At 46.7% G+C, this 22,608-nt stretch carries 14 protein-coding genes and 10 pseudogenes; 12 read left to right on the forward strand and 12 right to left on the reverse strand.

Going from position 1 to position 22,608, the window contains the following annotated elements; translation table 11 throughout:
• Window positions 1–11 precede the first annotated feature (11 nt).
• Both D368_RS07080 and D368_RS07085 read right to left on the reverse strand, forming a co-directional pair.
• The gene (locus D368_RS07080) at window positions 12–1,187 is read right to left on the reverse strand and encodes an acetyl-CoA C-acetyltransferase (protein ID WP_003151841.1); all 1,176 of its coding nucleotides are present in this window, start codon (window positions 1,185–1,187) and stop codon (window positions 12–14) included.
• Window positions 1,188–1,197: 10 nt separating this feature from the next.
• Window positions 1,198–3,566 (reverse strand): annotated as a pseudogene (locus tag D368_RS07085) (3-hydroxyacyl-CoA dehydrogenase/enoyl-CoA hydratase family protein).
• A 189-nt stretch (window positions 3,567–3,755) separates the two neighbouring features.
• Between D368_RS07085 and D368_RS07090 the strand changes: the two are divergent.
• Window positions 3,756–3,897 (forward strand): annotated as a pseudogene (locus D368_RS07090) (YuzL family protein).
• A 29-nt stretch (window positions 3,898–3,926) separates the two neighbouring features.
• Here D368_RS07090 and D368_RS07095 read toward each other — a convergent pair.
• On the reverse strand, window positions 3,927–4,835 hold the full coding sequence (locus D368_RS07095; protein ID WP_101562407.1) for a proline dehydrogenase family protein: 909 nt from the start codon (window positions 4,833–4,835) through the stop codon (window positions 3,927–3,929).
• Between the two features lie 89 nt (window positions 4,836–4,924).
• On the opposite strand from D368_RS07095, the gene D368_RS07100 reads away from it, so the two are divergent.
• The 4 genes from D368_RS07100 to D368_RS07115 all read left to right on the forward strand — a co-directional run bounded on the left by D368_RS07100 (window position 4,925) and on the right by D368_RS07115 (window position 7,740).
• Window positions 4,925–5,182, forward strand: coding sequence for a hypothetical protein (locus D368_RS07100; RefSeq protein WP_003151832.1), 258 nt, complete (start codon window positions 4,925–4,927; stop codon window positions 5,180–5,182).
• 11 nt (window positions 5,183–5,193) lie between these two features.
• Window positions 5,194–5,526 carry a spore coat protein gene (locus D368_RS07105; RefSeq protein WP_003151830.1) on the forward strand — a complete coding sequence of 111 codons (333 nt, stop codon included), beginning with the start codon at window positions 5,194–5,196 and terminating at the stop codon, window positions 5,524–5,526.
• A 136-nt stretch (window positions 5,527–5,662) separates the two neighbouring features.
• A complete protein-coding gene (locus tag D368_RS07110; RefSeq protein ID WP_015418172.1) occupies window positions 5,663–6,124 on the forward strand; it encodes a MarR family winged helix-turn-helix transcriptional regulator in 462 nt (153 codons plus the stop codon).
• A gap of 20 nt (window positions 6,125–6,144) precedes the next feature.
• The gene (locus D368_RS07115) at window positions 6,145–7,740 is read left to right on the forward strand and encodes an MDR family MFS transporter (RefSeq protein ID WP_007410079.1); all 1,596 of its coding nucleotides are present in this window, start codon (window positions 6,145–6,147) and stop codon (window positions 7,738–7,740) included.
• Between the two features lie 107 nt (window positions 7,741–7,847).
• Here D368_RS07115 and D368_RS07120 read toward each other — a convergent pair.
• A pseudogene (locus D368_RS07120) lies at window positions 7,848–8,734 on the reverse strand (LysR family transcriptional regulator).
• A gap of 121 nt (window positions 8,735–8,855) precedes the next feature.
• Here D368_RS07120 and D368_RS07125 point away from each other — a divergent pair.
• Window positions 8,856–9,602: an acetoacetate decarboxylase gene (locus D368_RS07125; RefSeq protein ID WP_128574669.1), complete on the forward strand. Its 747-nt coding sequence runs from the start codon at window positions 8,856–8,858 to the stop codon at window positions 9,600–9,602.
• Window positions 9,603–9,615: 13 nt separating this feature from the next.
• Window positions 9,616–10,655 (forward strand): annotated as a pseudogene (locus D368_RS07130) (ketopantoate reductase family protein).
• A gap of 130 nt (window positions 10,656–10,785) precedes the next feature.
• On the opposite strand, the pseudogene D368_RS07135 reads toward D368_RS07130, so the two are convergent.
• The 4 genes and pseudogenes from D368_RS07135 to D368_RS07150 all read right to left on the reverse strand — a co-directional run bounded on the left by D368_RS07135 (window position 10,786) and on the right by D368_RS07150 (window position 14,417).
• Window positions 10,786–11,098, reverse strand: a pseudogene (locus D368_RS07135) (YusU family protein).
• Between the two features lie 2 nt (window positions 11,099–11,100).
• Window positions 11,101–11,925: an ABC transporter ATP-binding protein gene (locus D368_RS07140; RefSeq protein WP_003151820.1), complete on the reverse strand. Its 825-nt coding sequence runs from the start codon at window positions 11,923–11,925 to the stop codon at window positions 11,101–11,103.
• Window positions 11,926–12,085: 160 nt separating this feature from the next.
• Window positions 12,086–12,517: pseudogene (locus D368_RS07145) on the reverse strand (YusW family protein); the annotation flags it as partial.
• Between the two features lie 118 nt (window positions 12,518–12,635).
• On the reverse strand, window positions 12,636–14,417 hold the full coding sequence (locus D368_RS07150; RefSeq protein ID WP_128574671.1) for a M3 family oligoendopeptidase: 1,782 nt from the start codon (window positions 14,415–14,417) through the stop codon (window positions 12,636–12,638).
• A 132-nt stretch (window positions 14,418–14,549) separates the two neighbouring features.
• Here D368_RS07150 and D368_RS07155 point away from each other — a divergent pair, with 132 nt between their 5' ends.
• Window positions 14,550–15,434: an oxidoreductase gene (locus D368_RS07155; RefSeq protein WP_128574672.1), complete on the forward strand. Its 885-nt coding sequence runs from the start codon at window positions 14,550–14,552 to the stop codon at window positions 15,432–15,434.
• Between the two features lie 45 nt (window positions 15,435–15,479).
• Window positions 15,480–15,943: pseudogene (locus tag D368_RS07160) on the forward strand (Dps family protein).
• Between the two features lie 45 nt (window positions 15,944–15,988).
• Here the strand turns inward: D368_RS07160 and D368_RS07165 are convergent.
• Window positions 15,989–17,346, reverse strand: a pseudogene (locus tag D368_RS07165) (S1C family serine protease).
• A gap of 275 nt (window positions 17,347–17,621) precedes the next feature.
• Between D368_RS07165 and cssR the strand changes: the two are divergent.
• Together cssR and cssS are read left to right on the forward strand one after the other, a co-directional pair.
• Window positions 17,622–18,299 carry a two-component system response regulator CssR gene (cssR, locus tag D368_RS07170; protein ID WP_003151813.1) on the forward strand — a complete coding sequence of 226 codons (678 nt, stop codon included), beginning with the start codon at window positions 17,622–17,624 and terminating at the stop codon, window positions 18,297–18,299.
• Window positions 18,296–19,650: pseudogene (gene cssS / locus D368_RS07175) on the forward strand (two-component system sensor histidine kinase CssS). The gene cssR and the pseudogene cssS overlap by 4 nt, the downstream one beginning before the upstream one ends.
• Window positions 19,651–19,676: 26 nt before the next feature.
• On the opposite strand, the gene spxO reads toward cssS, so the two are convergent.
• On the reverse strand, window positions 19,677–19,841 hold the full coding sequence (spxO, locus tag D368_RS07180) for an anti-adapter protein SpxO (RefSeq protein WP_003151811.1): 165 nt from the start codon (window positions 19,839–19,841) through the stop codon (window positions 19,677–19,679).
• A 177-nt stretch (window positions 19,842–20,018) separates the two neighbouring features.
• Between spxO and D368_RS07185 the strand changes: the two are divergent.
• A pseudogene (locus tag D368_RS07185) lies at window positions 20,019–20,893 on the forward strand (TetR/AcrR family transcriptional regulator).
• A gap of 36 nt (window positions 20,894–20,929) precedes the next feature.
• On the opposite strand, the gene fumC reads toward D368_RS07185, so the two are convergent.
• Both fumC and D368_RS07195 read right to left on the reverse strand, forming a co-directional pair.
• Window positions 20,930–22,318 (reverse strand): class II fumarate hydratase, encoded by a 1,389-nt coding sequence (fumC, locus tag D368_RS07190; protein ID WP_007410064.1) that lies wholly within the window; start codon window positions 22,316–22,318, stop codon window positions 20,930–20,932.
• A gap of 67 nt (window positions 22,319–22,385) precedes the next feature.
• A complete protein-coding gene (locus D368_RS07195) occupies window positions 22,386–22,571 on the reverse strand; it encodes a YvzF family protein (protein WP_003151806.1) in 186 nt (61 codons plus the stop codon).
• Window positions 22,572–22,608: the final 37 nt, after the last annotated feature.

Here is a 22,608-nt window from a genome sequence, read left to right on the forward strand (position 1 = left end):
TCCCCCTTGTTTTAAATGAGCTCAAATACGCCGGCAGCGCCCATGCCGCCTCCGATGCACATCGTCACCACGCCGAATTGCTCGTTTCTCCGTTTCATTTCATGAATGAGTGACAGGGTCAGCTTCGTCCCCGTGCATCCGAGCGGATGTCCGAGCGCGATGGCGCCTCCGTTGACGTTCACCTTTTCTTCATCTATCCCGAGCGACCTGATGACTTGAATGGCCTGTGAAGCAAAGGCCTCATTTAATTCAAAAAGCCCGATATCCTGTAATTCGAGTCCGGCAAGCTTGAGCGCCCGCGGAATGGCTTCAATCGGACCGATCCCCATTACCTCAGGGGGAACGCCGCCTACGGCAAAGGAACGGAATTTGACTAGCGGCGCCAATCCGAGCGACGAAGCTTTTTCGCGATCCATCAGCATGACAGCCGCCGCGCCGTCACTCGTTTGTGAAGAGTTCCCGGCCGTCACGGTTCCCGTTTTAGAAAAAGCCGGGCGGAGCTTCGCCAAGACGTCAGCCGATGTGCCGGGGCGCACGCCTTCATCCTGAGAAAAGGTAAATTGTTTTTTCCGCGGCTTATGGTCATCCCCGACTTCTGTCAGCGATACTTCAACCGGCACGATTTCGTCATTGAATTTCCCCTCTTTAAGGGCTTTCGCGGCATTCTGATGGCTGCGGACTGCAAATGCATCCTGGTCTTCTCTGGATACGCCGTACGTTTCGGCGACCTGCTCCGCCGTATGCCCCATGCTCATGTAATACTCAGGCGCATGCTCCGCCAAAGCGATATTCGGCCGTGTCACATGCCCCATCATCGGAACTTGCGACATGGATTCCGCACCGCCGGCGATTACGGTGTCGCCCGCGCCGATCATGATTTTTTCCGCACCGTAAGCGATGGACTGGAGTCCGGAAGAGCAGTAGCGGTTCACCGTAATGGCCGGCACCGTATGAGGAAGCCCCGCCAGCGCACCGATATTCCGCGCCATATTTAATCCTTGTTCGGCTTCAGGTGTTGCACATCCGATAATTAAGTCATCGATATTTCCTTCATAGCCGCCTGCCCGTTTCAGCGTTTCTTTTACACAAAGCGCGCCTAAATCATCAGGACGAACGGCTGCAAGCGACCCTTTTTTCGCTTTACCGACCGGGGTTCTCGCACCGGCCACAATGACTGCTTCTCTCATAAACACCCTCCTAGTTCCGTAAAGGTTTGCCTTTGACGAGCATATGCTGCATTCTCGCTTGAGATTTCGCCTCGCCAGCGAGGCTTAAAAAGGCTTCTCTTTCAATCTCGAGTAAATATTCTTCTGAAACCTCCGTGCCGAACGGGACTCTTCCGCCGGCAATGACATGGGCCAGCTTCTTCGCAATCTTCATATCGTGATCGGATAAATAACCCGACCGTCTCATTTGGTCTGCTCCGAGCAGTAATGCCGCACAGCCGGTTTCTCCGGTGACTTTCACTTTTTTGCGGGCAGGCGGACGGTATCCGCTGTCATATAAGGAAGCAGCCAGCTGTTTCGCATCGTGCAGCAGGTGATCCTGATTCATGCTGATACGGTCTGCCGCGGACAAAATCTTCATGTCACGGGCTTCGTGTGCCGAACCGGACACCTTGGCAAGCGCGATTGTTTCGAAGGTTTTAATCGCTGCGTCCATCAGTTCACTTCCGCCGTCCAAATAATTGATGTACAGCTCTTTGTTTCCTCCGCCGCCCGGAATAAGGCCGACGCCGGTTTCAACGAGACCCATATACGATTCGCTCGCCGCCTGAACGCGTGCCGCCGGGAGACAGACTTCCGTACCGCCGCCGAGTGTCATCCCGAATGGCGCCGCTACAACGGGTTTAGCGCTGTATTTGATGTTCAGCATCGTCTGCTGAAAACGGCGGATGACAAAATCGACTTCCATGAAGTTATCATCCTGGGCTTCCATTAAAATCATCGCAAGGTTTGCTCCCGCGCAGAAATGTCTGCCTTGGTTACCGATGACAAGACCTTTATAATTCCGCTCCGTTTCCTCAAGCGCATTGTCAATCATCTGAATAATGTCTAAGCCGATCGCGTTGCTTTTCGTATGAAATTCCAGCAGCGCGATATCATCGCCGAGATCAATCAGACTTGCGCCGCTGTTTTTAGTGATAACGCCTTTTGTTTCTTTTAACGTTTGCAGGCTGATCCGTTTCGGATTTTCTTTCACAGCCCTGTATTGGCCGTCTGAATAATAAAATTGTGTTCCGTTTTCCTTCATATAAAATGTTTCATGGCCCTGATCAAGCATTTCTTTCACCCAGCCGGGGAGTGCTGCGCCTTCTGCTTCGAGCCGCTCCGCTGATTTTCTGACGCCGATGGCATCCCACATCTCAAACGGTCCGAGCTCCCATCCGAAGCCCCATTTCATGGCGTCATCAATTGCTTTAATATCATCAGCGATCTCACCTAAAAGCCGGGCTGAGTATAAGAGTGTTTGCGATGTGATATTCCAAAGCAGGCGTCCGGCGCGGTCATCGGAATATACAAGCGCTTTCATTTTGCCTTTGGCACCCTTTGCCTGTTTGGCGGCTTCTAAAGCGGGCGTCTTCATTTTCGAGCGCTCACCGTATGTCATGGTCAGCGGATCGAGTTCATATATTGTTTTACCTTCTTTTTGTAAAATCCTTGGCCTGATTTGCTGCCCAGCCAATTGTTTTTCAGCATGTCATTCATAAATTCAGGAAGCTTAAACATGTCTTTTTCAGCGCCGTCGGCTTTATCATACACATTTTTTGCCACATGAGCGAAAGTATCAAGCCCCACAACGTCAAGGGTTCTGAAGGTCGCGCTTTTCGGTCTGCCGATCAAAGGCCCGGTCACCGTGTCCACCTCGCCGATGCGGCAGCCGGAAGAAAGCATTTCTCTTACCGTGACCAGCAGGCCGTACGTACCGATGCGGTTGGCGATAAAGTTAGGCGTGTCTTTTGCGATGACGACACCTTTCCCAAGCGTGTTTTCTGCAAATGAAGTCATAAACTCCAGCACGTCAGGATCTGTTTCCTGAATCGGAATGATTTCCAAAAGCTTCAAGTAGCGGGCCGGATTAAAGAAATGGGTTCCTAAGAAATGAGCTTTAAAATCGGCAGATCGGCCTTCCGCCATTTTTGTGACGGAGATACCGGACGTATTGCTCGACACGATGCTTCCCGGTTTCCGGTATTCATCAACGAGTGAGAAAATCTGTTTTTTTACGTCAAGATTTTCGACGACGACTTCAATAATCCAATCAGCATCCTTCAATTGAGCTGCGTCATCTTCCAAATTCCCCGCCGTTATATAGTCGAGATTGGCAGCCGAAGTCAGCGGCGCCGGTTTTTGCTTCAGCAGCTTTTGCATGGCCGATCGGCTCAGTCTGCTGCGGACCTCCGGGCTTTCTAATGTCAGCCCTTTTTTCATCTCATCCTTTGTCAGCTCGTTTGGCACAATATCAAGCAGCAGGACGGGAATTCCGATGTTAGCCAAGTGCGCGGCAATTCCGGATCCCATGACGCCTGATCCGAGAACGGCTGCTTTCTTTATAAACTTGTGCATGAGTCATCCCCCTTGAACTTTGAATGAATAGTCATTCATTTTTTCGGCAAAAAAAATGAAACCCTTTTCTTCTTTCATCTTAAAAGATTTTCAGGATGACTTCAATAGCAAATATGGAATTTTTAAAATTTTTCGGCTTCCGCATGTTCCATGGCGCGGGCGGGAAACTTAAACCCGGAGGTGAAGGGAATGGTGCGAGGGAGAAAAGATCCGTCTTCTGCCGCAGTGAGCGCGGCCAGCATGAAAGGAAATGCGGGACCGAAGCAAAAAATACGGCGGCGGCAAACGGACGAGCCAAAATCAGCAATATAAAAAAGACAACATGGAATAACATACTGCGGCTGCTTTTTGGAGCAGCCGTTATTTTTTGAAGATTCCTTTCAGCACAAACGCCGCATTTGCCGGGCGCTCGGCAATTCTTCTCATCAGGTACCCGTACCAATCGGTTCCGTACGGGACATACACCCTCATCCTGTATCCTTCTTCGGCAAGCTCCTTCTGGCGCTCCGTTCTGATGCCGTACAGCATTTGGAATTCAAACTGCTCCCGGGGAATCTGATGCTCGCTGATGAGTGTTTTCGTATAAGAAATGATGTCATCATCATGTGTTGCCACCGCCGTTTCATGGCCGCTCAAAAGCTGCAGCTTAATCAGCTGCTGAAAATGAAGATCGGTTGCTTTTTTATCAGGGAACGCAACGGCCGCCGATTCTTTATAAGCGCCTTTTACAAGCCTGAGCCGCGGCTTATATGGCATCAGACCGCTGATGTCTTCAGCTGCCCGGTACAAATAAGCCTGAATGACGGTGCCGAGCATCGGAAAATCCGGCTTGCACCGCTTATACAGCTCAAGCGTACGGCCGCATCTTGAATAGTTCTCCATATCAATCGTTACAGGCACGCCGCGTTCTTTTGCCTCCGTCAATATGTCTCTGACATGCTGTTCCGCGAGTTCCTCGGAAATATCCAGACCGATGGATGTTAATTTCAGCGACAGCTCACAATCCAGTTGATTCTCGGCAATCGCCCTGATTGCTTTTTTACATTCTTCCGCCGTCCTTTTCGCATCCTTCTCTGAACCCGCATATTCACCTAGATAATCAATCGAAGCCGACAGCCCTTTTTGGTTCAGCCGCTTTACCGTTTTCACAGCTTCCGTGAGCGTTTCCCCTGCAACGAACCTTCCCGCGCCGAAGCGGATTCCGTAAGCCTGGGCGAATTTTGTAAGCATTTTATTTTTCGACAAAAATAAACATATGCTCCGCAGCAAGGATGAACTCCCTCCTTTTTCTTTTATTCGTGTATGAATTTCCGGTCGCAGAGAAAGCTAAAAAGAACAGAATTGAAGGAGGCGTTTATATGAACAACCAAGAGCAGCACGGAAACTTGCCGCCTGCCGTCATCTCAACGAAAGACCATTTGTATCTTGAGGACATGCTGAACTGGAATCTGCTTGCCATGAAAAAAGCGCATTTTATGGCGGAACACTGCCAGAATCAGACGTTAAAACAAGAGCTTGATCAGATCGGCCGGATGCATGAGAAGCATTATCAGCACATATTAGGCCGCTTGAACCCCGATCAAGGCGGACAGACAACAACAGGCTACATGCAATAGGAGGACAATACATGGAACAGCAAAATCAAAAAATCACGAATCCGCAAACGCCCGTGCCCAATACGGCGCAAATGAATGACAGAGACTTGGTCAATGAGCTGCTGACGACGGAAAAATACATCACGGCTTCATATTGCACAGCCCTGCACGAGTTCAGCCACGAGTCTCTTTATCAAGATATTCAGGCGATTTTCGATGAGTCACAAAAAGCGCAAAGAAGATTATACGATGTGATGTTTCAAAATGGCTGGTATTCCATTGAAGCCGCCGATACCCAAAAGCTTCAGCAATCGTATCAGAAGTTCCGGCAGACCATTCAGCAGCAGTCTCCTTACCAGCAGTAAAACGAAGAAGGATTTGATGTTTTCGCCAAGCATCAATCCTTTTTATTTTTGCACAAAAAGATTGACTTATCATTAATCCTTATTTATATTTAACTAATGTTAATTATTTTCTCGAGGAACAAGATGAGGAGGAGTTATGAAAAACGCGGATCAATATGTGTCTGACATCCAGAAATCTCTTCAGACGCTGCTGCAAAACATACAGCCTGAAATGGTGGAAAGCATGGCAAAACACGAGGTGACGCCTGCCCAATTATTTGTTTTAGCCAGCCTGAAAAAACACGGGAGCTGCAAAGTTTCCGAAATTGCGGAACGCATGGAGGTAAAGCCGAGCGCGGTTACGCTGATGGCCGACCGCCTCGAACAAAAAGGACTTATCGTCCGCAAACATAACCAGCAGGACAGACGCGTCATCGACATCAGCCTCACCAAAAAAGGAGAAACAAAATTCGAAGATGTTGTGGAAGGACGGAAAGCGATACTGGCGCGAAACCTGTCCGTTCTGACTGACGATGAACTGATTCAGTCCGTGAACATCATCCGCAAAGTAGCGGAAGCCGCCGAGAAATACGCGGCTGAGCAAAAAGAAAACGAATAGAAAAGAGGAGCTGCCGAAACATGAGCATTGAAAAGAAAGATCCAAAACGCACATTATTAATAACCGGCTTAATCATCGCCATGTTTTTCTCAGCCCTTGACGGCACCATCGTAGGAACGGCGATTCCTAAAATCGTGGGTGACCTCGGGGGATTAAGCATGATGACGTGGCTGACCACGGCATATCTTTTAACTTCGACGACGATCGTTCCGATTGCGGGGAAACTTGCAGATTTATTGGGGCGCCGCGTCGTCTATGTATCAGGTTTATTGATTTTTATGGGAGCTTCCGCACTGTGCGGAATGGCCAGCAACATGACGGAACTGATTATTTTTCGCGGACTTCAGGGAATCGGCGGCGGTGTCATGATGCCGATGGCTATGATCGTCATCGGGGATTTGTTCACAGGGAAACAGCGTGCCAAGTTCCAAGGGCTTTTCGGGGCGATTTACGGGCTTGCTTCCGTGATCGGCCCGCAAATCGGGGGCTGGATTGTTGACTCATTAAATTGGAAATGGGTTTTCTATATCAACCTGCCTGTCGGAATTTTAGCCGTGATCTTTATCGCAAGAGGACTTCAAGGCAGAAAACAGACCGGGCCGATTAACTTTGACATCGCCGGCATTTTCACAATGATCGTCGGAATCGTCAGCCTCCTCCTCGCGCTCAGCTTCGGAGGAAAGGATTACGCATGGGGCTCTTGGCAGATTCTCGGTCTCTTTGCGCTTGCACTTGCCGGGATTGTCGGATTCATTTTCGCTGAAATCAAAGCAAAAGAGCCGATTCTGCCGATGTACCTGTTTAAAAACAGAACGTTTACCGTACTGAATCTGATCGGCTTTTTCATGAGTATCGGCATGTTCGGCGCCGTTACGTTCGTTCCTTTCTTTATGCAGGGAATTATCGGAGTCAGCGCCACCGCGTCCGGCACGATTATGACGCCGATGATGGTATCTATGATTATCACAAGTATTATCGGAGGCCAGCTGGTTTATAAGATCGGTATTAAACCGCAAATCATGATCGGCATGCTGATCATGGCCGTCGGCTTCTTCTTATTAACGACTTTGCAGCTGGATACAAGCAAGCTCGCGGCTACATGCTATATGGCCGTGATCGGTCTGGGAATGGGGCTCGTCATGCCGCTTCTCACACTCGCTCTGCAAGAAACGTTTTCAAAAGAAGAGCTGGGTGTTGTGACCTCTTCAAGCCAATTTTTCCGGATGATCGGGGGAACGTTCGGTATTACGGTGCTCGGCGCTGTCATGAATGCCAGATCAGGAAGCCTTTTAACCGACAGACTGGTGCCTTACTTAGACTCACTCCCGAAACAGGCAAGTGCCTTTGCCGCCCAGTTTAAAGGTATGATTGACAAGAATCCTGAAGGGCTGCTTCAATCCTTGTTCAGCCAGGAATCGATTAAGCAGATTCCGGCCGCATTTTCTTCCCATATCGTGCCGGTTTTGAAAACGTCACTGATGGATTCGCTTCACAGCGTGTTTTTCACAGGCCTGGCCTTTATCGCTGCCGGATTGATCCTCACGCTGTTTGTTAAATCAATTAAACTGACAAACAAAAAGACAGGCAAACAAGAAGAAAAGGCGAAAGCCGTTTAACAAAGAAAAATCCCGCGGATGCCGCGGGGTTTTTTTATATCATCTGGGCCTCCCCGTTTCCGAATGACCAGTCTTCCGCCGCATTGGAAATCGGGGGTGATAATTATTTAATAAACCTTAAACATTTCATCGTTATCTTTATAGTACGACAAAATAAAGTCACGAAAATTTCTTACCGAAGAAGACAACAGCCTATGTTTCATCCAAGATAAGCCGACTGGATATGAAGCAGAGTGATCAGTCACTTTTATAAAATTCAGCCCCAATGTTCTGCAGACCGAAATAGGAAGCAACGCCACCCCCTGATCCAGCTTTATAATCTCGGCCAGTAAATGAGAATCTGCCTCAAATGCAATATTTGGGGTGAAACCGGCTTTTTCACAAAGCGAGGCTGTAAAACCGCTATACTCTTCATTATTAGCAAGGGTAATAAATGGTTCATCGGCGACAAGACGTAAAGAAATTTCGGTTTTACCCGTAAATCGGTGGTTTGAGGGCAAAGCCAGAACAATATCTTCATTTACCAGCATACAACTCTCTATCTCTTCATCTTGAATCGGATGACCTGTTATTCCTAAATCAATGTCCCCTTTTTTAAACTTGTTAGGATCCCGCTTTTAACTCCGATGGCTTGGAGAATTTTTGATTGAGGGGAGCGGTTGATATATTCACTCATCAGTCCTGCAAGGAATCTTGGATTGGAAATAGATATTCTGATGGTGTCAGACATTTGATGTTCCTCCAATTGAATCTCCGTTTGTGCATTTTCAATCTCAGTAAAAATCCTGTTTACATGTTTTAAAAGAATTTTCCCTGATGAACTCAGCTTAATATTTCTGCCTTTTCTCTCAAACAAAGCTGTTCCCAGTTCATTCTCAAGTCTTTTTATAGTGAGACTTAAAGAAGGCTGGGCAATCTTTAATTGTTCTGCTGCTTTAGAAATATGCTCAGTATAGGCAACTGTCTGAAAGTATTTTAGCTGCAGCAATTCCATCTGTCTGCATCCCCCTCATTTATTTCAACAAATATATATATAACTTATTATGTATTAGATTAAATGTAAATGCGGATGTAAGATAATAGCATAGTTAAAGAAAAGGAAAGGGTGTCATGCAATGAAAATTGATGTGAAAGATATAGCAAAAAATTTAAATACGCCACTAACGGCTCCTGCTTATCCTATCCCAAATTATAAATTTGTTAACCGTGAATATTTAAATATTATTTACCGAACGGAAGAAAAAGCTTTGCGTGCGGCAGTGCCAGAACCTCTTGAAATTACTGAACCTTTAGTGAAATTCGAAGTGATGCGGATGCCTGATGTTTCCGGACTTGGTGCCTATACAGAGGCGGGACAAGTCATCCCTGTCAGCTTTAATGGTGAAGAAGGAGATTATGTACATTCTATGTATGTAGACAATTTCCCGGCTATTGCAAGCGGACGGGAACTTACTGCATATCCAAAGAAATTGGGTGCCCCTAAGCTGTATATAGACTCTGATACTCTCGTTGGCACATTAGATTATGGCAGTCTTCGCGTGGCAGCTGCGACTATGGGATATAAACATTTCGAAATGGACAAGGAAAAAGCGAAAAGGGAAATTTGCCGACCTAATTTTATGGTGAAGATTGCTACTGATTACAATGGTGATTTAAGGGTTTGCGATTTGGTGCGAACGCAAATAACCAATATAGAAGTTAAAGGTGCCTGGTCTGGACCGGCGCGGCTTCAATTATTTGAACATGCTCTGGCGCCTCTTGCAGATTTGCCTGTATTAGAAGTCGTTTCAGCATCTCATATTATTACGGATTTAACCTTAAATGCAGCACAGCCGGTTTATAACTACTTAGAGGAAAAATAAGGAGACGTTTACAATGAGAATTGCAATTTTAGGAGCAGGTTCTTTAGGAACCATAGTTGGAGCATATCTGTCTGCTGGCGGAATGGATGTCGAATTGATTGATTCATACAAAGAACATGTAGATACTTTAAATCAAATAGGTGCTAAAGTAGTTGGTACAACGGCATTTCAGGCAAAGGTAAAAGCCATTACCCCTGAAAACAAGTCAGGCAAGTATGATTTCATATTACTTCTGACGAAACAATTATATAATGACTCCATTCTTAAAGAGTTACTGCCTTTTTTAAAGGATGACAGTGTAGTATGTTCCTTGCAAAACGGTATACCTGAACAGAAAGTTGCTTCGATCGTTGGTGATGAACGTGTTATTGCGGGTTCTGTTGAATTTGGTGCTACGTTTATTGAACCAGGCGTATCGAGACTTACAACTGAGTATACTCAATTTAAAGAGTACGCTTTTCAAATTGGAGAATTAAATGGTGAAACAACAGAAAGAATCCAGCGTATTAAATCGGTTTTAGACCTTATCGGCGGAACACATATTTCCGATAATTTAGTTGGAACGAAGTGGTCAAAATTACTTATCAATAATGCATTCAGTGGTTTATCGGCGGCATTAAACGGAGAATACGGAGACATTCTGGACCATGAAATCGGCATTGTCAGCGCAGTTCATATCGCAGATGAGACGATTAAGGTTGGACACGCCAATGGTGTCAAATTTGCGAAAATGGGCGGCCTTGATTTAGAATCTTTGGAATTAAGAAGTGAAAATGATATTCCTGAACGTATTCAAACATTTAGGGCAGCCATGGAACCATCCAGGCTTTTAAGAGCAAGTATGCTTCAGGATCTTGAGAAAAACGTAAAACTGAAATTGATTATATTAATGGAGTCATTCCCAAAATGGCAGAAGGTACTGGAATTTCAACACCTTTTAATGATTTGGTTGTAGCACAAGTCAAATGTGCCGAGGAATCTCAAACAGTGCCCAATTTTGATACAAATATAAAAGCCTATGAAGAGTTATTACGTATCCGAAAGGAAATGTGATATATAGGAAAGAGAGAAAGGGATTGCTGCGGCAGTCCTTTTTTCTTGGTTCAGCAAGTAAACAAACGGGTGTGTTAGTTACATTAAAGTTCTTCGTTATGAATTGAACGGCGCCTTTATTGATTCCTTTTCAGCAAAAAAAGCTTCCGGCACCTCTCTTTGATGCCGAAAGCTTTTTATTGTTTTTTCTGTGAGCTTCATTGAGCTGTTTAATGTGCTGTATCGCAGCTTTGATGCCCTCTTTGGCGTCCGGGTAGGATTGATTCCAATGTTTGACGAGCGGAGGCATGCTTTTTGCGATATGTGTATACAAAATCCACTGCCTGACTTCTTCCTTTACATCCGGGTTTGTTTCGCCAAGCAATAGTTCCGTGTATTTCTCAAGCAGGCCGTCCAGCTGCTGCTGCAGTTTTTCTTCCATACCGTTTCCTTCCCTTTTTCATGATTATGACAATCGGGCGGTGAGGGCCGCTTCCTGCACGATACATCTGCCGCGTCCGTGCGGAATGCAAAGCGGTGTGCCGAACAGCGGATCTTGCGTTACCTGGCAGTTCATCGCAAAGACCTGCTGTACAAGCTCGCAAGTGATGACTTCTTCGGGACGGCCCTCTGCGTAAATCTGTTTATCCTTAATGGCGACCAGATAATGGGCATAACGGCATGCCAGATTGAGGTCGTGCAGCACCATGACGATTGTGCGTTTTTCTTTTTCATTTAATTCAAACAGCAAATCAAGAATTTCAATTTGATGCGTCATGTCGAGATAAGTTGTCGGCTCGTCAAGCAGAATGATATCCGTATCCTGAGCGAGTGTCATCGCAATCCATGCACGCTGGCGCTGTCCGCCTGACAAGGAATCCACAGGACGGTCGGCCATTTCCTCAAGCTTCGTCGCTTTTAGCGCTTTTGTGACTGCGTCTTCGTCCTCTTTGGACCATTGCTTCAGCCAGCTTTGATAAGGGTATCTTCCCTGCTTCACAAGCTGATGCACCGTCAGGCCTTCGGGAGCTGACGGACTCTGCGGCAAAATAGCGAGCTCTCTTGCCACTTCCTTCGTCGGTAGCTTAGCGATGGCTTTTCCTTCTAAAAGCACAGAACCGCCCCTCGGTTTCATCAGCCGGGCCAATGAACGTAAAAGCGTCGATTTTCCGCAGCCGTTGCTTCCGATCAATACAGTGATTTCGCCTTTTGGAATCGCGACATCCAATTCGTCAATGATAACAGTCTCTCCGTACCCTAAGCTCAGCGTCTCTGTAGAAATTGCACTCATACCGCTAACCGCTCCTTTTTTGAGTTTCCCAACACTATGTATATAAACAAATTGCCTAAACATTCAACGTGAGATCATGATTATATTGTAACAGAAATTAATGACTCTGAATATCATTATCAATTAGTTTTGGGCAAAAAAGCAGCGGGAGGCGGTTATTTTTTATTTCCGTCATTTCTCCGTCGTTCTTTTTCAGTTTCAGATAAAAATGTTCATAGCGGCTGTCTAAATTAAAAGCCGAGAGCACCTGCCGGACGACCTCGCTTTCCTGCATCCGGCCGTTTACGGCAAGTTCTCCGAGGATCATCTTCATTTCATCAAGCGCTTCCTCGCCCTCTCTGTGAACCCCTGAGAGCTTGTCCCGGATGTCCGCCTTTTCATGACCGCTTTTTCTTTCATACAAACCTTCATAGCGGTTATGCTCTCCGGCTCCGTAGCTGACGCGAAGGGAAAAGCTGCTGTAAGGAACCGGCTTCGCGGATGACACGGGTGTGCTGTCTTGTTCCGCTTCCCGTTTTTCTTCATTCAATCGGCAGCCGGCAATCAGCATCAGCGTAAGACATAAAACGCCCGCCGTTCTGATCCATTTCATGCGATTCACTCCCATTCCATTCCGATCGTTTTTAGGTATTTCCAAGGGAGGCGGCTGTCATTCACGGAACAAAAAGAACCGGAGCGGTAACAGCTCCGGCCGGTTCATCTCCAGATTATCATTCAGTCAGCTCTAAAAATTCCTGCACATCCTGTACGGCAAGGCGGACCGCGTCTTCCCAAAACGACCGTTCCGTGAGATCCGCTCCAAGGTGCTTCATCGCCAAATCCTCAACGGTCATCGAAGCCGTGTCACACAAAAGCGCGATATATTTTTCTTCAAAATCCGCTTTTTCCCGAAGAGCTCTTGCGTATATTCCAAGCGAAAATAAATAACCGAACGTGTACGGAAAATTGTAGAACGGCACTCCCGTAATATGAAAATGCAGTTTTGACGCCCAGAAATGAGGATGGTATTCCCCTAATGAATCGCAAAATGCTTCTTTCTGCGCCGCTTCCATCAATTCATTCAATTTATCAGCCGGAACGACGCCCTGCTTCCGCTCTTCATAAAAACGCGTTTCAAATAAAAATCTCGCATGAATATTCATAAACATGGCTACGCTTCTTTGAATTTTATCTTCAAGCAAGAACAGCTTTTCATCCTTTGTCTCCGCTTGTTTCAAAGCGGCGTCGGCGACGATCATTTCCGCAAAGGTCGAGGCTGTTTCAGCCACATTCATGGCGTAGGCTCTGTTCAGCTGCCGCACTTGGAGCATGGCCTCCTGATGGAACGCGTGACCGAGCTCATGCGCCAGCGTCGATACATTCGAAGCGCTTCCGGAAAACGTCATAAAAATCCGGGATTCTCCGCTGTCGGGAAAGCTGGTGCAGAAACCGCCGACCCGTTTGCCGCTGCGGTCTTCCGCTTCTATCCACCGATCGCGGAACGCTTTTTCCGTGAATGCGGACAGCTTTTTGCCAAACGTCGAAAATTGGCTGACGATCAGATTAGCCGCTTCATCATATGTGTATTCTTTCGGCGCCTCGCCGATCGGCGCATTCACATCATACCAATTCAGGCGCTCAAGCCCTAAAAGAGACGCCTTTCGATTCAGGTATTCGGCAAAAGGCTTTTTATGATCGGTAATGACCTGCCACATGACATCCAGCGTTTCTTTTTTCATCCGATTGATCGCAAGCGGCTCTTCCAAAGCGCTTTTCCAGCCCCGCGCTTTATAGATTTCCGTGCGGAAGCCGGCCAGATGGTTCAGCGTGCTGCCGAAAAGCTCCTCTTCTCCTTTCCAGGCTTCATTAAGCTCTTTGAACACTTGACGTCTGATGCGGCGATCCGGGTGCGCCATCATATTTTCCGCTTGGCCGACCGACAGCTCTTTATCCTCAAACGGAACCTTCATTCTGCCGACAGCCGCATTATACAGGTCGCCCCATGCATGGTAGCCGTCAACGGCCAGGCCTTCAATCAGCCTTTCTTCTGAAGCGCTGAGCTTCTCTCTGACACGGTCTCTTCTCTCATTTAAGACATATGTGAGATCCTGAAGTTCCGGTTTTTGCAGCAGCTCCTCCCAGACCCGCTCGTCAATCCGGACAAGTGTATCGTCAAGGGTGACCAGAGCGGATTTAAAATCACTGCTCAGCTGATTGATCCGCGCCCTCCATTCATTCGCTTTCTGATCATGAGTGTTCTGAGCCTGAAGACAGCCGACGAACGCTCCCGCCTGCCTGATCATGATCGCTGACCGTTCAAACCTATCAATCAGATTGATCAGCTCCCGGCTTTCATCCGCGTGCGTCGGAACTGTAAATGCTTCAACCGCATGTTGAAAAGCGCTTAGATGCTTTTTGAGCTCTTGTATGTATTGCTGAAACTCTTCCGACCGGCTCCCGCCCTCAAAAATGGAGTTTAAATCCCATGTTTCCTTCAATCCCTCTAATGCCATCTTTTCTTTACCCCTTTCTATCCGAAGCTGACTCCATTATAAAACAATTCTGACATATTTCCGAACGATTTCTCCTTCTTTCCTCGAGATGTTATACACTATGAGATAAGAACAAACGGGGAGGATTATAAGATGAACAGAAAAGTTGCCATTGTAACCGGTGCGACGAGCGGATTCGGGATGCTGACAGCGCTGAAGCTCGCCCGGTCTTATCACGTCATCGCAACAGCCAGACAGCCGGAGAAAGCTGTAATACTGAAAGAGGCCGCCGCTCAAGCGGGTACATCCGAACATATTACGGTCGTTTCTTTAGATGTGACAAATGAGCAGTCGGTGTCTGACTTCGGGAACACCATCAGCGGTTTCGGACCGATTGACCTGCTTGTCAATAACGCCGGCACTGCGTACGGAGGGTTTATTGAAGATGTGCTGATGGAACATTACAGACAGCAGTATGAAACAAATGTATTCGGTCTGATTCATGTCACAAAAACCGTGCTGCCTTATATGCGGAAACATGGCGGGGCGAAAATCTTCAATATCAGCAGTATCAGCGGACTGACCGGTTTCCCGGCTCTATCTCCGTATGTCTCTTCCAAATTCGCGGTTGAAGGGTTTACAGAGTGTCTGCGCCTCGAGCTTCTGCCTTTAGGAATTGATGCCGCTTTAATAGAACCGGGCTCCTATAAAACGTCTATTTGGGAGACGTCTCTCTCCAGCCATATTACGGCGCCCGGCAAAGACTCGCCTTATTATCGCTTTTATCAGCCCCTTGAAGCTTACTTCAAAGCCAACGCATCCAAAAGCGGCGATCCTGATGACGTAGCGGAGCTGATTTATCAATTGGCACAAAGAAAACGGCTGAAGAAACTGCGGTATCCGATCGGCAGGGGCGTTAAGCTGACATTGGCTTTCCGCTCACTCTTTCCGTGGTCCGCTTGGGAATCGATTATAAAGAAAAGCTGTTCACTTAAACTAAATTATAATAATTATAATTTAGTATTGATTTTTATTTGATACGTGATATAATTAAATTAACAGATCACAGGGAGGACGATGAATATGAATACACAAAACGCGAAAAAACTGAAACTCTTGTTGAGAAATCAATGAACACACAATTATCAAACTGGTTTATCCTTTACTCTAAACTGCACCGCTTCCATTGGTATGTAAAAGGCCCTCACTTCTTTACGCTTCATGAAAAATTTGAAGAACTGTATAACGAAGCGGCGGAAACGGCGGATGCCATCGCAGAGCGTCTTCTGGCCATCGGCGGACAGCCTGCGGCGACTTTGCACACTTACCTTGAACAAGCTTCCATTACGGATGAAGGTCAGGAAAAAACGGCGTCTGAAATGGTGAAATCACTGGTTCAAGACTATAAACAAATCAGCCGCGAATCAAAATTTGTCATCGGCATCGCCGAGGAACAAAATGACCCGTCAACTGCCGACCTGTTTGTCGGATTAGTTGAAGAAGCGGACAAGCATGTGTGGATGCTGTCAGCCTACTTGGGAGAATGAAGAAAAAGCTGAACCTCAGTTGAAGGTTCAGCTTTTTTTATGCGTTCAGCTTGCGCTTTCAGTTTGTTTCGTTAATGTGACGTTCAGCGTCTTTTTGCTTCCGCTTCTGAGCACTTGAACAGTCGTTTTATCGCCGATTTTCAGCTGGTTATATAAGATCTGTCTGATATCAGCGCTGCTGTCGACATCTTTGCCATTCAATTGTACAATGACGTCATTTGATTTGATGCCCGCTTTCGCAGCCGGTGAGCCGGATTGCACTTCTTTTACGTAAACACCCTTAGACAGCTGGTCGCCGAACAGTCCGAGCGTGTTTTCCTGATAGGTTTCCGGCACTTGCGCCATGTCAATCATCTGCACACCTAAAAACGGGCGCTCGACTTTTCCTTTTGCAAGCAGCTGGTCGACTATCGGTTCTACATCATTGCTCGGAATAGCAAAGCCGAGTGACTCCACGCCGTTTTCACTGACTTTCATGCTGTTGATCCCGATGACCTGGCCGCTTGAGTTGATTAACGGGCCGCCGCTGTTTCCGGGGTTAATCGCCGCATCCGTCTGAATCACGTTCATTTCCACCGTGCCTTGGGATGTATCGGCGTCCACCGTTCTGTTCAGCCCGCTGATGACACCTTGTGTGACGGTGCCGGAAAACTGCTGGCCGAGCGGGTTGCCGATGGCAATCACTTTATCGGCAATGCGGAGCTTGGAGGAATCCCCGAAGCTGGCGGCTTTTTGACATTGGACGAGCTGATTTCCAATACAGCCAAGTCACTGATGGCATCCTTTCCGACAAGCTTTGCCGTTTCGGTTTTCCCATTGTAAAGAGTGACCGACAGTTTGTTCGCCCCTTCTACGACATGATTGTTTGTAATAATGTACGCTTTTTCGCCGTCTTTTTTGAAGATGACGCCTGACCCCGTGCCGCTTTCCGTTTCAGAGCTTGAACCGCCGTCAAGTCCGAACTGGCTGCTTTGCGAAGCTTGGTAGTTGGAAACTCCGACAATCGCAGGCTCCAATTCTTCCACCATATCCGCTACGCTTGAGGTATTTTTCAAAGGCGTTGACGTAAAATTCGAAGACTGAACTTGTTTCGTATCAGAAACGGCTTCTGTCTTATGCTGCTCACCCGGCAGGTTCGGCACAATGCCAAGCACGAGGCCTCCTCCGATAATGCCGCCTAAAATCGGGCTCAGCCAAGCGGCTCTCCGTTTTTTCTTTTTCACAGCAGCCGTTTTTTCAAATTCCGTACCGGCAGCCGTCTCGTTTTCCGGTTCTTTCGAGACGGTCCCTTCAAGCAGCTCGGGCTCCTGATGGCTGATCTGCTGCTGTTCATTTCTGTTTTGTTCCGTATGTGAAAGATCTGACTGATCGCGGCTTCTGCCGTCATCTCGATGATCGTTCATATTCACGCACACTCCTTCAGCATGTTTCATTCTATCGATTACATATTCATCGCATGTACAAGTTCTATTGTCCCAATAATAAGGAGAAAAGCAAAGCTCCAAAACAAAATGTGTTTGAACATGTTATCTTCCCCGCTTTTTTTCTTCCTTTCTTCCCTTATACACATCATAAACAAACATTGTGGGATAAAAATGAAAAGAATATGTGAAATTATGAAAATGCGGCTTGAGTGTGTTAAAACTAGTATAATGATGTTGAAAGGATGTGAAATGCCTTGTCATACACCATTTATCTAGTTGAAGATGAGGATAACCTGAATGAACTGCTCACAAAATATTTAGAGAATGAAGGCTGGAACATTACATCTTTCACAAAAGGCGAAGATGCCAGAAAGCAGATGCAGCCGTCTCCCCACTTGTGGATTCTTGACATCATGCTTCCGGATACGGACGGCTATACATTGATAAAAGAAATAAAAGAAAAAGATCCCGATGTGCCGGTCATTTTCATTTCCGCGCGGGATGCCGATATTGACAGAGTCCTCGGGTTAGAGCTTGGAAGCAATGATTATATCGCCAAGCCTTTTTTGCCGAGAGAGCTTATTATTCGGGTCCAGAAACTGCTCGAGCTCGTGTATAAAGAACAGCCCGCCGCAAAGAAAACCGGCATCACCGTTTCTTCCTACAATGTGATCGAGGATGCCCGAGAGGTTTATGATGAAACCGGCAGCCTGGTCAATTTGACGTCTAAGGAATTTGATCTGCTGCTTTTATTTCTTCACCATAAAGGACACCCCTTTTCCAGAGAAGATATCCTGCTGAAAATATGGGGCCATGATTACTTCGGCACTGACCGGGTGGTCGATGATCTTGTGCGGAGGCTGCGGAAAAAAATGCCGGAGTTAAAGGTTGAGACCATTTACGGATTCGGCTACAGGATGATGACGTCATGAAAAATAAGCCGCTTGCTTTTCAAATATGGGTGGTCATCTCAGGCATCCTCTTAGCCATTTCGATTCTGCTGCTCGTGCTGTTCTCAAATACGCTGCGTCATTTTTTCACGGATGAAACGTATACGACCATTGAAAATGAACAGCATGTACTGACGGAGTACCGGCTGCCCGGATCGATCGAGCGGGGATATTACAGCGAGGATGCGACCGCTCCGACGACTTTCCGATCCGTTCAGCACGTTCTTCTGCCGGAACGGGAGGAATCGGCCAGTGACAAAGACTTGAACTACTTTTCTTCTTCCTTTATCCATAAGGTGTACAAGCTCGCGGGCCGCCAGCACAGCGTCACGAAACGATACAGCGCGGACATCAGCGGTGAAAAAGTATTTTTCGTCATTAAAAAGGCCTCACCATTAACGGCCAGGATGCGATGATGCTGTCTTACGCCCTTGATTCTTATCGTGATGATCTGGCATTCACCCTGTTCAAGCAGCTGCTCTTTATCATTGCCGGCGTGATTTTGTTAAGCTGGATTCCGGCGATTTGGCTTGCCAAATATCTCTCGCGCCCGCTCGTTTCCTTAGAGAAGCATGTCAAACGGATTTCCGAACAGGACTGGGATGATCCGGTCATCGTCGACAGAAAAGACGAAATCGGAAAATTAGGCCATACCATTGAAGACATGCGGAGCAAGCTGGTGCAAAAAGATGAAACGGAAAGAACGCTCCTGCAAAATATCTCTCATGATTTAAAAACGCCTGTCATGGTGATAAGGGGCTATACTCAATCAATAAAGGACGGGATTTTTCCTAAGGGGGATCTGGAAACCACAATTGATGTCATTGAAGGCGAAGCAGAAAAACTTGAGAAGAAAATTAAGGATTTATTATATTTAACGAAGCTTGATTATTTAATGAAGCAGCGGGTGCACCATGAGACATTTGACATTGTGAAGGTCACGGAAGAAGTCATTGAACGGCTCAAATGGGCCCGGAAGGAATTATCGTGGACCGTTGATACAGAAGATGCATTAATGATGCCCGGTGATCCGGAACAATGGAGCAAACTTCTTGAAAACATTCTCGAAAATCAAATCCGCTATGCAGAAACGGCGATTCACATTCGGATCAGCCAAAATCAGCAGCAGATTGTCATGACGGTTAAAAATGACGGGCCTCCGATTGAGGATGAGATGCTATCCAGCTTGTACGAGCCTTTTAATAAAGGGAAGAAAGGCGAGTTCGGCATAGGACTCAGCATCGTAAAACGGATTTTAACCCTGCATAAAGCATCAATTTCAATTGAAAATGACCAATCGGGTGTAATCTACCGAATTATCATACCAAAGTAGACTGTAGTGTTTCATTGCAGTCTTTTTTATGTGAAGGAATAGCCGTTAAAATCTCTGTAGTTTGCTTTCAGCGGTTTTTGGCATTGATGAACCCATTTCTTTTCACAAATTGTCTTTTTCGGATATTTCACCTTTTCGACTTTAATTCCTCTGTTTCGCAAGCGGCTGATCATTTCATCTAATTCTTTCATTTTCAGATTCACCCTTTCGCCAGAACTTTGACCATTCGGTCAGCTCACTTTATAATATAAATAAAACAAAACAAAAAACAAGTTACAATCAGGTTAAATTTACGGAATATCAATATGACCATATAGTCATACATGAGAAGCACAAGCCAGCCTCCTGGCTCCGAAAGGGTGGAACCATTGAAGGAAAAAGAAAAGCTGATCATTGAAGCAGCAATCAAACTGTTTGCCCGAAAAGGGTACAAATCTACATCGGTTCAGGAAATCGCCGATGAATGCAAAATCTCAAAAGGCGCTTTTTATCTTTACTTTCCTTCCAAAGAAGCACTGCTCCTATCCATGCTGAATTACTACTATGATAAAACGTTTACCCGAATCACGACGATCCAAACGGAGGGTGACAGTCCGAGAGCCGCTTACCAAAAACAGCTTGCGGTATTTTACGAATCGATTCTCGCCCATCAGGATTTTATTACCGTGCAGATGAAAGACGGTTCACTTCCTTATACCGAAGAAGCGGCGCAGTGCGGAAAGAGAATCCGCCGGTCGATCCTGCAGTTTCATATCGACAGTCTTCTTGCTATTTACGGAGAAAAAGCTGAACCATACACAGCCGAGCTTTGTTTTTAATAGAAGGAATCAGTCAGATGTATCTTGAGTATCTGATTCTGACCGGCCGGTCCGTACAGCCTTCGCTTCTGGCAAATACCGTGATTCACAGAATTGATGACATCGTAAACGGAATGGCGGACAGACATGATGAAGCATTTATTTCTCTTGATGAGGCAAGCTCACTGTTTGGGCCCCTTCATAACGGGCAGCCCGATCCTTTAAGTCAATCGATCTTGCAGACCCTCCGCACGCGCATCGGCACGATGGACAAGGCGCAAGCATCTGAATTCACCGAGAGCTTGGATATTCTGGAAGCGGAAATGAAGAAAAAGTCACCGAAACCGGCAATCATCAAAGGAATGATTTTGAATTTGAAGGAATCCGACCTGCTGGCTGAAGATGCAGAACAGCTCAGATTTTTACTGAAACAGCAGTTTATTTAGAAGAACGGCCGCAATAACTGCAGCCGTTCTTTCTTTTTATGCTTTCGGGTGCACCATATCTTCCGGACGCACCATTTCATTAAATTGTTCTTCTGTCAGAAGGTTCAGCTGTAATGCCGCTTCTTTCAGTGTCAGGCCTTCTTTGTGGGCAAGCTTGGCGATTTTCGCGGCGTTTTCATAACCGATGTGCGGGTTAAGCGCCGTAACAAGCATTAATGAGTTAGAGAGATTTTCCTGAATCGTCTCTTGGTTCGGCTCAATACCGACAGCGCATTTGTCATGGAAGGAATTCATTCCGTCACTGAGCAGCTGCACGGTCTGCAGGAAGTTATAGATAATAACCGGTTTGAAGACATTCAGCTCGAAGTTTCCTTGGCTGGCCGCAAATCCGATTGTCGCGTCATTTCCCATCACTTGCGCGGCGATCATTGTCAGCGCCTCACTTTGCGTCGGGTTGACTTTGCCCGGCATGATAGAGCTTCCCGGCTCATTTTCAGGAATGACGATTTCGCCGATTCCGCAGCGCGGGCCGCTTGCCAGCCATCTGACATCGTTGGCAATCTTCATCAGGTCGGCAGCCAATGCTTTTAACGCGCCGTGAACGTGAGTGATTTCATCATGGCTTGTGAGCGCGTGGAATTTGTTAGGCGAACTCTTGAATGTCTGCCCCGTTACTTTTGTGATTTCTTCCGCGACGAATTCACCGAACTGCGGATGGGCGTTGATTCCCGTGCCGACTGCCGTGCCTCCGATGGCAAGCGCGCGGATTTTTTCCGTTGACTCAAGAATCATTTCTTTCGAACGGTCAAGCATGTATACCCAGCCGCTGATTTCCTGTCCGAGCGTCAGCGGAGTGGCGTCCTGCAAATGCGTGCGTCCGATTTTCACAATATCCTGATAAGCTTTCGCTTTTTCATCAAGCGTCGCGCGCAGCTGATCAAGCGCCGGAACGAGCTGCTCATATACGGCAAGAACCGCCGCAACGTGCATCGCCGTCGGGAATGTATCGTTTGAGCTTTGGCTGCGGTTGACGTCATCATTCGGATGAATCTTCAGCTCGGAATTTTTTTCTTTCAATAAAGCAGTCGCGCGGTTGGCCACCACTTCATTCATGTTCATGTTGCTTTGCGTGCCGCTTCCCGTCTGCCAGACAACGAGCGGAAAGTTATCGTCGTATTTGCCGTTTAAAACATCGTCACATACAGCGGCAATCGCCTGTGCTTTTTCAGACTCTAAGTTGCCGAGGCGTTCGTTGGCGATCGCTGTGCTTCTTTTCAATATTGCAAACGCCTTCACAACACGCTGAGGCATTTTTTCTGAACCGATTTTGAAGTTCTCCTTGCTGCGCTGTGTCTGAGCGCCCCAAAATTTATCTGCCGGAACTTTAACTTCTCCCATGGTGTCTTTTTCAATTCTGTAGTCCATTTATGTATCCCTCCATAACAGTTGCTTCACCCTGAGTATTATTCGCCAGTAACAGATGAAACCCTTTTTATTTTTCGGCCTTGGCCGTTTTTAATTTCAGCTCAAGATAGACGCGCGAATCCTTAGAGTATTTATACTTCGGATTTGTTTTACGGTATTCTTTCGACGTGTAAGCCACTTCGTAATGCGCTTCAAATGATTTGATGAGCTGTTCAATTTCTTCGGCATTCCCTGCCAGTCTGACTTGTGCCACATCTCTCCTCCGCTTTCATAAAAAAACTTGTACCATT

Origin of the sequence: Paenibacillus lentimorbus NRRL B-30488 (assembly GCF_000411595.1) — a bacterium.
GTDB lineage: Bacteria > Bacillota > Bacilli > Bacillales > Bacillaceae > Bacillus > Bacillus velezensis.